Raw genomic sequence first — 13103 nt, forward strand, 5'->3', positions numbered from 1 at the left:
ATTTGAAATTTCACCCCAAAAACTTGAGAAACACTGCGAAAATAACATGCGGGAACCCTGAGTCAGGTACCCAGCGCAGTGACCTTCCTGTTTGGGCACCAAAATCTGCAAACCCATTTGCACTTGATAAGAACGTTAACGCGGTATCACGCGTTGAAGTAGACAAGGTTCCCGGTGCATTCCAGTTGCGAGATGTGCTGCTTCCCGAAGAAGTTCAGCGCATACTGGATGAAGCCAACAAGCTTGGATTTACGGAAGATGCTGCCGTGTCTCTACCAAGAGAAGTTCGCCATAATCAGAATCTCAACTTGATCGCAGATACTGAAACTCTCGACGTTATTTGGAAGCGTTGCCAAGATCAATTCATCGATAAGTACAATCACTTTGCTGGTGTAAAACCTCTAGGCATTAACGGTCGTTTCCGCTTTTATCGTTACGATAAAGGGGATTTCTTTAAGATGCACACCGATGGATCATGGCCTGGCAGTCAGGTGGTGAATGAACAGTTAGTCGATGACGCATTTGGTGACCGCTGGAGCATGTACACCTTCTTGATTCTATTGAGTGATGACTTCGTTGGTGGCGAAACCCAATTTATGGTTAACCGTAATGACCCGAGTAAGCCTGCTCGTCGTCAAGGGCATCATCAGGAGAACGCGAATATAGAATCGGTTAGAACACCAAGCGGCAGCGTGCTTTGTTTCCCTCACGGTACGCACCCCGCCCATTGTATTCACGGTTCTGCGCCGATACTTTCTGGGACGAAATACATTATTCGCACAGATGTACTATTCGAGCTCTAAGCGACTCTACTGGTCGTTTCAACCCTTAAAAAAATGTCCCGCACTAGGCGGGACATTTTTATATAAGATGGAAAACTTCTAACTCATGAATGTTAACTCTTAAACGTATTCGAAAGCTCTTTCAGTGATGTTGCCAGTTCAGCTTGCTCTTTAGCTGTTGCGGCAATTTGCGTTGCACCCGTCGTAGATTCTGTCGACTTCTGCTCTACCGCCACAACGTTCTGAGCGATATCCTGAGTGACGACCGCTTGCTCTTCGGTCGCAGTTGCGATCTGCTCTGTCATGCTGAATATTTCGCTCACAGCACCTGAAATATCTTGCAGCGTCTGTTCTACTCCTCGTGAATCTTCAACCGCTCTTGAAGACATCTTCTTGCTGTTATCAATCACGTTAAACGCGGTTTGCACGTCTGATTGTAGAGAGCTAATGAAGCCTTCAATTTCCAAAGTAGACTCTTGAGTACGTTGTGCCAGAGTACGAACTTCATCGGCAACGACGGCAAAGCCACGACCTTGTTCACCCGCACGAGCCGCTTCGATCGCCGCGTTTAGTGCGAGTAAGTTGGTTTGGTCAGCAACCGACTTAATCACATCAATCACGCTGTTAATGTTATTGCTACTTTCGTGTAGATGAGTGATTTTTTCAGCGAGGCCGTTAATCTCAGAAGCCAAGGTCTCAATCGATTGGTAAGAGTGCTGAACCGTGCTCAAGCCTGCTTGTGATTGTTCGTCAGCCAGTTTAGCTGAACTTGCTGTTTGCTGTGTTTTAGCCGCAACTTCGCTCACCGTTGCCGAAAGCTCTTCTGTCGCTGTTGCAATCAAGCCGATTTGGTCTTGCTGCTCAACCAAAGTATTAGAGTTATATTGGCAAGTTTGCGCAGTCTCTTCGGCTGCTGAAGCGAGTGTTAGGCTAGATTGAGACAAGCTATCAATAACCCCAGAGAACTTCTCCAGTGTTTCATTAAGCGATGACGAAACTTGACCCAATTCGCTGTTACCTTCGTAAGTCGCACGAACGGTTAGATCATTGTCATGACGGACTTTAGAAAGTACACGCGTTAGATCTTTAACTCGAGTTGTTAAATCTGTAATGGCTTTAAAGCTAATAAAGGTCGCAAACAGGGTGATCACAACAAACATAGTGATACTGCCCATCATTGCTGATTGAGCTTGCTGAGTTTTCTGATCAGTCAATGCAATAAGAGAGTCTGCCAGTTGGTTCTCTGTCTTTTTCAGCTGAACAATGCGCGCCGTTGATTGCGCGAACCAGTACACAGGGTCGACATCAAATCCGCTCATTTTCGATTCAGCCACATCACGAAGCTTCTCGACTTCCGCGACCGAGCGATCATTCAATTGTTGTTCAAAAAAGCGAACATTGTCTGGGTTACCCAGTACTTCAAAGTTCGAGAAATAGGTATTTTGCTCGGTCACCAAAGAGATGAATTTAACCAGCATACCTGGGCCAAATTCATTTTTGGAAAAAGTGTTGTTAAGGACCGCACGTTCGATACCCGCACGCTCTTTACCTTGAAGGAAGTTATAATAAGCGATGGTTTCAGTCGTGATGGTGGCGTCAGAACTTAGCTCAGCGATCAAGGCTGATACGCTAAGTAGCTTTGCGTTAAGTTTGGTGTAGTAACCCAAAGCTTCAGAAAGCGGGATCGACTGAGAATCGACGCGATTACGAATTGAAGTAATTTGATTGAGGCTTTGGCTGATTTCAGTATTCAGACGAGAGATCTGCGGCAAGTCGATTTCTGCAGACTGCCAGTATTCGGTTCTCTGATTGCGTCTGTTATCCGCACTGGTTCTTTGTGCTCGTAGCTCACTAACAAACTTAGTACCCTGTGAGCCGATAAAACCAGCCGTCATTCCGCGCTCTTTCTGCAACTCATGCACCAATTCACTGTATACAACCGACAAGCGTGTCAGTTGATTCAATGAAGACATTTCACTGGTGGTTTCTACGCCTTTGGATATCGCAGAAACACTAAGCCATAAAAACCCTAAGATCGGTAAAGTAAGCAAAGCGATGATTTTTTGCTTAAAAGACATATCGGTTAAATTCATTTTTATTTCCCTAGCAGCTAACAAATCTTTCTCGGTCATCTCACTAGGCACATTTCTAGCGAATGCGCCTCAATGGTGATCGTATAATTATTCAACTTAATCAATGCAGTTCAATTACCGTGCCACGCAGATCGGTAGGCGGTGAAAGTAACATTTAACCTTATAAAGTACATTGATTTATCGATAAAACTGTTAGCTATGCAACTTTAGTGAACGAAAAAAATGTGCAACAACATATTATTGACGTAAGCGACTGAAAATTGACATGTTTTTATGATCCAAAAGGGGTAGATCTGCACCAATCATGTGCTAACAGACAGCTGTATATTCAGAAATAACTATAGATTCAACACTCGCTAGCTATTAATTCACCGCTAACCAACTCCCTATTCTTCGCCAATTAACTGTCTATTCCTCGTTAACTAAATATGTATAATGCCGAGTTGTTAAAGTAGAGATTCGCAATAAATATGCGACAACAACTGAGAGATATTTTATGGAATGCCCCGCTTGCGAAGAACATATCGGATGGGAATGGGTAGAAGAAGCCGCTATCGAACCGAATGAAGAATTCGATTGCCCAGAGTGCCAAGAAACCTTGATGTATACCATCGATGAAGGCACCTATTACGGCGCGCAACATAAAACCGTAGAAGTAGTCGACGCGTAAATTACAGCCTTATAGCGACAAGATGACCACTTCATTTCAAATACTTAGCAAATAACTAAGCTAAGCGGCTTACTTTCTTGCTGGCTCTTCTTTACTAGAACGGGCGTTCAGCATAAAATATTGAACATATGTTCAGATTAATGAAGTAGATGTTATGGCCAAGACAGCGAAGTTCGATAGACAAGATGTAGTAGATAAAGCAACGAACCTGTATTGGGAAAAAGGCTTTCACGCGACTTCTATGCGCAACCTACAAGACGTGATTGATATGCGTCCGGGCAGCATCTACGCGACGTTCGGCAGCAAAGAAGGTTTGTTTAAAGAGACGCTTGCTCGCTATACCGAACTTGGCATCCTCAATCTGAACCGCTTCCGCAGCGAAACGGATTCTCCAATCAAAGCGCTCGAAAATTTTGTAAAACGTGCGGTTGTCGAATCAAAACAAAGTTCGCCAAATGGCATGTGTATGCTGGCTAAAACGGTCGCAGAACTGACTGATGAACACGCAGAGCTATTAGCAGAAGCGAAGAAATCACTAAAGATCATGGAAGGTGAGTTCGCCAAGTTGATTACAGAAGCGCAAGAACTGGGTGAGATCAGTAAAGAGCGCGAGCCGACGCAACTTGCTCGACATGTTCAGGTTCAGATCGCAGGCCTGCGTACTTACGCCAAAACCTGTGACGATATCGATTTACTTAATTCTATGGTTGAAGACGTATTTAAGTACCACCCTTTTTAAGTTTAAGGGCTGAACTTATACATTAGAAAGCGATACAAAAAGACTCCACTTTCACCTTAACCGGCCTGAGCGGAGTCTTTTTAGTTTTGATCTAGTTAACTTTATAGATGATAAACTTTGCGGTTTAAGGATTACACCTTTCTCATGATCAACGCCTTCGCATTAAGCATCGCTTCCTTAGTACTGACATCTAACGTTTTCACGTTCGCAAAGCGTTCCACTTCTTTAATCGCCACGTCGTGAGCAAAGATCACCAGCCTCGCCCTTTCAATATCTTTCTGCGTGATACGATTGCCTATTCCGTTGGCACCCTGCGTTTCGACTTTAATCCGAACCCCAAGATGATGCGCCGCCTTTTCTAAGGATTTCGCTGCTAAGAAAGTGTGGGCAACGCCTGACGGACAAGAAGTGATCGCCAATACCTCCGCTTGCCCCTCTTCCGTTACCGAGCCACCCGTGAACTGATTAGAATTCGCTTCGCCTTCGACCACGTTCTTTTTCAGCAATATCACAATTAAAGCCGTGGTAAGAGCCCCTGCGAGCGTGCCGACGATATAGCCAATCTTGCCATCCACCACAGGCAACACAATCCAGCCACCCCATGGCGCGTGGTTGACCACATGAAACATAAAGCCAACCACATTACCAACAATGCCACCAGCCACGACAGCAGGCAGTACACGCGCAGGGTCGGCGGCCGCAAAAGGAATCGCACCTTCACTGATGCCGATCATTCCCATGATCCCCGCGGCTTTTCCGGCTTCGCGTTCGTCGCGTTTGAATTTCTTCGGCGATATGAAAGTCGCCAATGCCATGCCGAGTGGCGGTGTACAAATTGCTATCCCGACACCGCCCATCAACCATGGCTGAGTATTCACCTGCGTTTGAGCAAACAGCGTGGCTACTTTGTTGATCGGGCCGCCCATATCAAAGGCCGTCATCGCACCCAAAATGCTACCCAACACCACTTTTCCTGATCCGGCCATGCCAGTGAGCATTTGGTTCATCTCTAGCATCACTTGGGCAATAGGAGAACCAATCACCCACATCACAGCCCCACAGGTGACAAAGGTACCGACTAGTGGATAGATGAAGATAGAGCTCAGCGAGATCATGCTGTCTGGCAGTTTGATCTTCTTGAGTAGATTAACCACAAAGCCCGCGAAGAAGCCGACCACAATCGCACCGAGGAATCCGGTGTTGTATTGATTGACCGCGACCCAAGAACCGATCATTCCGGGCGCTAAACCCGGTTTGTCAGCCATTGAATACGCGATGTAACCACCGAGCACGGCGGTAAACAGGGTTAACCCTGCGATGCCCATTTGTGCGATGTCAGCCAGAACGCCACTCTCAGGCACTGCGCCATGACCCGACATCATTACCGACAAAGACAAAAGCACACCACCCGCGACCACGAATGGAATCATGTGTGAGGTGCCGTATAACAAGTGTTCTTTAAGGCGATTAAGAGATTGTGCCCAAGGGCTGAGTGGCTCGACATACACTTCATGATGGCTCGAGGCGTAACTATCGAACGATTCTGAATTGGCTTCGAGAAATAGCTCTTGAGCTTCCTCGACCGACTCCACCGCCTTTAATTTTGTAACAAAGCCATCTTCGATAAGTCTGGTCGAAATCTGAGCTAGCACCTCGATATGGTGGTCGTCGTTGTTGTCTGGGGAAGCGAGCATAAAGAACACATCCGACAGTTCGCCGCCGTCTGCACCATAATCGATACCAGACCGGCTGATACCTACCGCCACAGCTGGTTTAGCTACAGCTGTACTTTTCGCGTGTGGAATCGCAATACCATCGTCAAAGCCTGTATTACCGATGACTTCACGCTTCCAGATGTCGTCAAGGAATTCACGTTTATTGGAGAGCTTACCGGCACGGTCGAGCAGTTCAACAAGCTCTTCAAATACCGCCTGTTTTGAGTCGGCTTGTAAATCTAAGCAGATGATCTCGGGCTCGATAATGTTGGTGATATCCATATGCTGCTCTGCCTCGCCTGATTTCAGACTGAAGTAATTACGTAAGTGATAAGGTTAATAAGATGAAAAGATTAACGGTGTGAAGGCACTCAATATATAGGACGAAAGGTGCATTAACTGGATTATTGTAACCAAGAACTCAGAGTGTGACTTTCACCTTGGAATAAAAAACGCCAATCCATAAAATCCACAGAACCCATAACAATATCGCCCCTCCCTTATGCGAGCTTTCCATACTGGATTTCCCACGCAAGATAGCTTTTGCAAAATAGCTTCTGAAAGGTAGCTTATGTAACGTAACAGGGACGAGATTAAGCCGAGAATAATAATGAAAATTGTAGCGGTAACTGCGTGCCCTACAGGCATTGCGCACACCTATATGGCAGCTGATGCTCTAAATAAAACAGCCCCTAAGTTCAACGTTTCAATCAAGGTTGAGACGCAAGGCGCTATGGGTATTGAAAACTTACTGACCGCCCAAGATATTACTCTCGCAGACAAAGTATTAATCGTATCTGATATCGATATTGAACAACCAAGCCGGTTCGACCCAGCTAAAACCTTATTCATTCCCATGGAAGAGGTGTTGTTGAGTGTCGATAAAGTCTTTATTAAGCATTGTCGAACTTAAACTTTTCATGAACGAATATCAGATTACCTTCTTCGTTAACGATCCTGCCGCAAACTCACATGTCGCGCAGCCGCTGACTCGCTTAGCGAAGAAGTTCAAAAGCAACATCCGCATTATCAACATCACTCAAAATCGAACCGCTGATCTATCCAAATCCGTCGCGATGCTGCAAGTAGGTTTACTTCGCGGTGACTTGTGTCAGATAACCGCGGTTGGGATTGATGCGGAGCTGGCCTGTTTCGTTCTCAAAGATGTAATTGCTGAGCATTACGACATGGTTGGGTCACAAGTGAACCATGAATTCTCTAAAGATTTAATCCAGCGAATGCCACAAATATGCCCGCCTTGTGACATCAAATGGCACCACGCTAAGGCGCAAACCCAACTGACCAAATTTGAGTGCTTAAAAGGGCTCGCTCACCTTGTTTATCCAGAAGACCCAGATGAACTAATTCTGGCATTCATTAAGCGAGAAGAACGCTCGTCTACGTGTGTGTCACCGGGTATCGCCTTGCCGCATGTGATGTTTGAATCGACTCAAGATCTCTCAATTGCCGTTATTGTCAGTGACTACCCGATTGACTGGGCATCGCGCATCGGCGAAGTGCACGTTGCTATTGCACTCGTTCTGCCAACTAAGCCACAGCGTGAGCACATTGTGGCGGCGACCAACCTAACTCGGAACCTCCTTCACGATCAGGTCAATGAACGTCTGCAAAAGACTCGAAGCAGTGTCGACCTACAAGCCCTGTTGATGTACATATCATCTCGTCTGCTTTAAGGCTACTCATTCAAAAATAAGGCTCAACAAAAACATACGGTCCGACTTAAAAAGACGGCTTAACTAAATAGAGCCTCGATATTCAGTCGGCGTTCTACCGGTGCGATTCTTAAACACTCGACAGAAGTAGTTCACATCCTTAAAACCACAACGTACAGCCACTTCATTGAGCTTGAAGTTGTACTTTTTGAGCATGAACTTGGCACGGTCGACACGAACTCGGGTAATGTATTCTGCTAGCGTCATGTGGCCTTGTTGACGGAACATTCGCGACAAGTGATTGGATGAAATGCTAAAGCGCGAGGCAATGCTGTCTCGGGTGATTTGGCGATGGAAGTTCTCTTGAATGTAGATACAAATCCCCTGATACACATCCTGTACTCGGCTATGAGATTTTTCTACGGGCGCTTCCAGCATGGTTTTACTGTATTGCAGTAGAGCTTGCAGCAATAACTCATCCATCGGCTGCTTGTTACTCTCTCTCGCTAACGAGCTGAGCGCCTCCAAGATGTTATCAATCGCAAACCCAGAGCGAGTCTGAATACTGTGCTTTTGAATATCGTAAAAGCTCTCTTCCCCTTTGCGCTTACTCACCAAACTTAAACCCAACTGACGACGACCAAACAACATACTCAACACTGAGCAGTCAGTATCCCAGTTAGGTTTATTCCAGCAGTTAGGTGGGATGAAAATCGCGTCTCCGGCTTTGGCAATAACGTTAGTGATCTTACGATCATGACTCTCCATTTCATTAATATACTCTCCGTCTAGCACCAGCTCTAAGCGCGGAAAGTTCACCTGATAACTGCACGCTGAAGGTGTATGAAAATCTCCAGCAAACCAGATGTTATGAAACGGTTCTCGCTCATTTAACACCGACGAGATTAAGTCATGAAATATCATTATTCGAACTCTTATAAGCAGCAATAAGGCTACCGGAATAGATATACCTGTAACTGAAACATAGCGCTATTGAGCAAAATCACAATTTGAGATCTAGGTTACAAAAATCCAGTCGTAGAAATAAATCTCCAGTGCAGGAACCAATGAGGCACGTAATTCCCCAGATAACAAAACACGCTGTAGCTCTTATAAATAAAAGCTTCAATGCACGAAAAACCTTGTCAACACAGGGCTAAAAACGCCCGTTCGACCGATCAAAATCACACTCCACTTATAACGCATTAATCATCCAGTAAATGCATTTTTTCTTCACTACAGAAGGCAAGCCGTAGATTCCAGAATACCTCTAACAAAATAAAAACAGAGTAGGGGTTCATTATGATCACGACATTGATCAATCAAAATTTGATTAAGCTTTCGCTTAGCGCTAATTCAAAAGAAGAGGTATTTAAAGAGCTGATAGACGTGCTTTACGCACAAGGCAGAATCTCAGACAAAGTACAGTTTCTTGCCGACATTAAGGCTCGTGAAGAACAAGGTAATACCGGGTTTGAAGAAGGTATTGCTCTGCCACACGCGAAAAGCAGCGCGGTGGTCAAACCCGCGGTTGTTATCGGTGTCCATCAACAGGGTATCGAGTACGGCGCAGATGACGGCCAGCCATCAAAACTGTTCTTCATGATCGCTTCTCCTGATGGCGGCGATAATCACCATATCGAAGTATTGGCAGAGCTTTCTTCAAAACTGATTGAAGAAGGCTTTATCGAAAGCTTCATGAATGCTCAATCTGAACAACAAGCATTAGAACTACTGCTTACCAAACCTGAGCCGTCAGAAACGGAAACTAACGTAGAGAAACAAGGCTTCATCATTGGCGTGACAGGCTGCCCAGCTGGCGTTGCACACACGTATTTAGCCGCCGAAGCGCTAGAGAAAGGCGCGGCGGCTCTTGGCTACGACATCAAGGTCGAAACTAACGGCTCTATTGGTGTTAAAAACAGCCCGACTCAAGAAGAGATCGAACGTGCAGACGCGATTGTCGTGGCTTGTGACAAACAGGTCGACATGGCTCGCTTTGCCGGAAAACGCGTTATCAGCACCAACGTAAAAGCGCCAATCAAAGACGCGCAAGGCTTGATTAAGGAAGCTCTCAATGCACCTAGTTACCAAGCTGAACAAGCGCCGACCAACCAATCCGTTGTAGAAAAAGCCTCACAAGCGCGTTCAGACCTTTATCGTTACCTGATGAATGGCGTATCACACATGATCCCATTCGTAGTCACTGGCGGCCTATTGATTGCCCTTGCACTGGCGATTGGCGGCGAGCCCAGTGAATCAGGCATGGCGATTCCTGCTGGCAGCATGTGGAACCAAATTCTAGAAGTCGGTGTGGTTGCGTTCACCCTAATGATCCCAATCTTGGCTGGCTACATTGCTTACGCGATTGCTGACCGCCCTGCCCTAACCCCTGGCCTTATCGGTGGTTGGATTGCTAACAACGGCTCTTTCTACGGCGCTGACGCAGGTACAGGCTTTATTGGCGCAATCATCGCTGGCCTATTAGTCGGCTACTTCGTTAAATGGATTACCTCGTTTAACTACCACAAATTCGTTCAACCGCTTGTACCTATCATGATCGCTCCGATCACTGGCTCTTTGTTCATCGCGGGTCTGTTCATTTTTGTTATCGGTGCACCTATCGCTGGGCTGATGGATGCTCTTACTGCACTACTAACGAGCATGAGCACAGGCAACGTGGTTCTACTAGGTATCGTACTGGGTGGTATGGCTGGTTTTGATATGGGCGGCCCATTCAACAAGGTGGCGTTCCTATTCTCAGTCGGCATGATTGCTAGCGGTCAAACTCAATTCATGGGTGCAATGGCATGTGCAATTCCTGTCGCTCCACTGGGTATGGCTATCGCAACCAGACTTGGCCGTAAGTTCGACCTGTTCGAATCTTCTGAAATTGAAGCAGGTAAAGCTGCAGGTGCAATGGGCTTAGTGGGTATCTCTGAAGGTGCGATTCCTTTCGCGGCTCAAGATCCGATGTCGGTTATCCCAGCCAACGTGCTTGGTTCAATGACGGCCGCGGTAATGGCGTTCTCATTTGGTATCACCAACAGCGTTGCTCACGGTGGCCCTGTTGTTGCTCTACTAGGCGCAATGAACTACCCAATGCTGGCACTTCTATGCATGGCATCAGGTGCGGGTGTGACTGCGGTCACTTGTATCGCGCTTAAAAATCTACGCAAAGCCAAGCTAACAGCAGCAGCGGCTTAAGCCATTTCAACTACAATGGCTTGAGCCCCTCTACTGTCCTTTTTAGGAACGAATAGAGCTCAAGCCATGTTTCCCTTCATGGTGATTTCGATGTCTGATTTTTCTTTAGCGAACGACTCGTTCGTACAACGCTTTTTCTACCCTATGACCAACGTGATTCAAAACTACGCATGGGGTAGCCCTTCTTCGTTCAGCCAACTGTTTGGTATTGATAACCAATCTGGTGAGCCACAAGCTGAGATATGGATGGGCGCTCACCCGAATGGTTGTTCGATGGTGACTGATAACGGGCAGCAGACCACGTTGTCGAACCTTATTTCCAAGAACCTAAACCTGTTTCTAAGCGAGAAAGTCGCGAGTCGTTTTGGTGAGCTACCATATCTATTCAAGGTGTTAGCAGCAGAGAAAGCGCTATCGGTGCAAGTACACCCAAATAAACAACAAGCTGAATCTGGATATGCTCTAGAAGAGCAGCAAGGCATTCCGATGACCGCTGGCAACCGCAACTACAAGGATCCCAACCACAAGCCAGAACTGGTGTATGCCCTAACCGACTACACCGCAATGAATGGCTTTAGGTCGATCAGCGAGATCCTTGAGCACTTCCATTACCTTGATATTCCCGAACTGCATTCGATGGTCAATGACCTAGCGGGCGACCAAACGCCTAATGGATTAGCTAGCTTCTTCGCGAGCTTATTGTCTTTGCAAGGAGAACAAAAAGGCATGGCACTGACCATGTTGCTGATGAAGGCGAAGCTTTCAGATACACCTGTGTTCCAGTTGATTTCAGAACTGGAAGAGCAATACCCAGGTGATGTCGGGTTGTTTGCTCCACTGCTATTGAACGTGATCACTCTAAAGCCGGGGCAAGCCATGTATCTGGATGCAGAAACGCCCCACGCCTACATCAAAGGAACTGGATTAGAGATAATGGCGAACTCTGACAACGTACTCCGCGCAGGATTGACGCCTAAATACATGGACGTGAATGAGCTGGTTTCTTGTACTCGATTTAATGAAAAGTCTGCGGATAGATTATTGCTCAGCCCTATTGAACAAGGTGATGTGATGGAATACCAAATTCCAGTCGAGGATTTTAAATTCTCTATCGTGCAAAACTCACATCATCGCAAGATCACTACCGAAGGCGCAGAGATCCTACTGCCACTCGACGAATCCATGGTGCTCACTCACCAGTGCGGCGAAACCTGTGTGATAGAAAAAGGCCAGTCGGTGTTCATTCCAGCTTACGCAGAGAGCTACAAACTGGACTGCGTTGGACGCGTAGCGCGCGCTTACAGCTAGTTCCCTGACAAATCAGTACAAAGTCTTACTGCCCTGCTCATGCGGGGCATTTTTGTTTCTGAGGAGGTCGCTCGGTGTGTCAAAAACATAATCAAAAACGCCATCAAATATGACCTATCTCACACTGGATGAATGATTCAAATCACACTTAATTTTGCTGGATACAAATGTACAGTGAAGGGCTTTTATTTGCTATTTCGCGAAACGGGTTAATCCATTAATTTTAATTCAAGAACTTCAATAGTGAATGAGTTAATAAATGATCACACAGCTAACCAACGTCAACTTAATTAATAACAACCTTCAAGCGAATAATAAAAAAGAACTGTTTGAAGAATTGGCAAGCATGTTATTTGAGAACAACCGAATCAGTAATAAAGAAGCCTTCTTGGCAGACATCGAAATTCGTGAATCTCAAAGCATTACCTCAATGGACGGCATCGCTTACCCACACTCAAAAAGCAAGGCGGTAACTCAGCCAGCAATCGCTGTTGGTGTTAAGCGCGAAGGCATTGAGTATGGCGATGAAGACGGCATCAACCCAACCGTATTTTTTATGATTGCCTCACCAGACAACGGTGCTGACCATCATATTTATGTACTACAAGAATTGTTTGGAAAATTCAGCGATGAATTTATCCAGAATATCCATAACGCAAAAGATGAACATCAAATCCTTAATATTTTAATTAATTCATAAGGCGTAGAAAATTATGAGCACCCTAACAACTCAAGCTACGAATACCAATAATAAAAACAGTAGTAGCGACTTTAAAAAAATCCTTAGTACCATGAAAGGGCGGGATCGAACTTTATTCATTGAAAATAAAGGATTTATTTTACAGGGAACTTTTTTAGATAATCACGATCTGATCATGAAGTAAAAAAACATGAGAAATTCGCACATGATTATCAT

At 45.7% G+C, this 13103-nt stretch carries 11 protein-coding genes; 8 read left to right on the forward strand and 3 right to left on the reverse strand.

Going from position 1 to position 13103, the window contains the following annotated elements:
- Positions 1–23 precede the first annotated feature (23 nt).
- Positions 24–803, forward strand: coding sequence for an oxidoreductase (locus H5300_RS04575; protein WP_182795523.1), 780 nt, complete (start codon positions 24–26; stop codon positions 801–803).
- 92 nt (positions 804–895) lie between these two features.
- Here the strand turns inward: H5300_RS04575 and H5300_RS04580 are convergent, their stop codons facing one another.
- Positions 896–2875 carry a methyl-accepting chemotaxis protein gene (locus H5300_RS04580; protein WP_182795516.1) on the reverse strand — a complete coding sequence of 660 codons (1980 nt, stop codon included), beginning with the start codon at positions 2873–2875 and terminating at the stop codon, positions 896–898.
- A gap of 496 nt (positions 2876–3371) precedes the next feature.
- On the opposite strand from H5300_RS04580, the gene H5300_RS04585 reads away from it, so the two are divergent.
- Together H5300_RS04585 and H5300_RS04590 are read left to right on the forward strand one after the other, a co-directional pair.
- On the forward strand, positions 3372–3545 hold the full coding sequence (locus H5300_RS04585) for a hypothetical protein (protein ID WP_017076913.1): 174 nt from the start codon (positions 3372–3374) through the stop codon (positions 3543–3545).
- A gap of 154 nt (positions 3546–3699) precedes the next feature.
- A complete protein-coding gene (locus tag H5300_RS04590) occupies positions 3700–4284 on the forward strand; it encodes a TetR/AcrR family transcriptional regulator (protein WP_017069790.1) in 585 nt (194 codons plus the stop codon).
- Between the two features lie 131 nt (positions 4285–4415).
- On the opposite strand, the gene H5300_RS04595 is transcribed toward H5300_RS04590, so the two are convergent.
- Positions 4416–6281 carry a fructose-specific PTS transporter subunit EIIC gene (locus tag H5300_RS04595; RefSeq protein ID WP_182795517.1) on the reverse strand — a complete coding sequence of 622 codons (1866 nt, stop codon included), beginning with the start codon at positions 6279–6281 and terminating at the stop codon, positions 4416–4418.
- Positions 6282–6609: 328 nt separating this feature from the next.
- Between H5300_RS04595 and H5300_RS04600 the strand changes: the two genes are divergently transcribed.
- A complete protein-coding gene (locus H5300_RS04600; RefSeq protein WP_182795518.1) occupies positions 6610–6912 on the forward strand; it encodes a PTS fructose transporter subunit IIB in 303 nt (100 codons plus the stop codon).
- A 7-nt stretch (positions 6913–6919) separates the two neighbouring features.
- Entirely contained in the window at positions 6920–7693 is a 774-nt protein-coding gene (locus tag H5300_RS04605) for a PTS sugar transporter subunit IIA (protein ID WP_182795519.1), read from the forward strand.
- A gap of 63 nt (positions 7694–7756) precedes the next feature.
- Here H5300_RS04605 and H5300_RS04610 read toward each other — a convergent pair whose 3' ends face one another.
- Positions 7757–8596, reverse strand: coding sequence for a helix-turn-helix transcriptional regulator (locus tag H5300_RS04610; protein ID WP_029223612.1), 840 nt, complete (start codon positions 8594–8596; stop codon positions 7757–7759).
- Positions 8597–8974: 378 nt separating this feature from the next.
- Between H5300_RS04610 and H5300_RS04615 the strand changes: the two genes are divergently transcribed.
- From H5300_RS04615 to H5300_RS04625, 3 genes are all read left to right on the forward strand, one after another.
- On the forward strand, positions 8975–10879 hold the full coding sequence (locus H5300_RS04615; RefSeq protein WP_182795520.1) for a fructose-specific PTS transporter subunit EIIC: 1905 nt from the start codon (positions 8975–8977) through the stop codon (positions 10877–10879).
- A 90-nt stretch (positions 10880–10969) separates the two neighbouring features.
- Positions 10970–12187, forward strand: a complete 1218-nt coding sequence (manA, locus tag H5300_RS04620; RefSeq protein ID WP_182795521.1) for a mannose-6-phosphate isomerase, class I — start codon at positions 10970–10972, stop codon at positions 12185–12187.
- Between the two features lie 259 nt (positions 12188–12446).
- Positions 12447–12887, forward strand: coding sequence for a PTS sugar transporter subunit IIA (locus H5300_RS04625; RefSeq protein WP_017104539.1), 441 nt, complete (start codon positions 12447–12449; stop codon positions 12885–12887).
- Positions 12888–13103 lie beyond the last annotated feature (216 nt).

Source organism: Vibrio sp. SG41-7 (assembly GCF_014164465.1).
GTDB classification, from domain to species: domain Bacteria; phylum Pseudomonadota; class Gammaproteobacteria; order Enterobacterales; family Vibrionaceae; genus Vibrio; species Vibrio splendidus.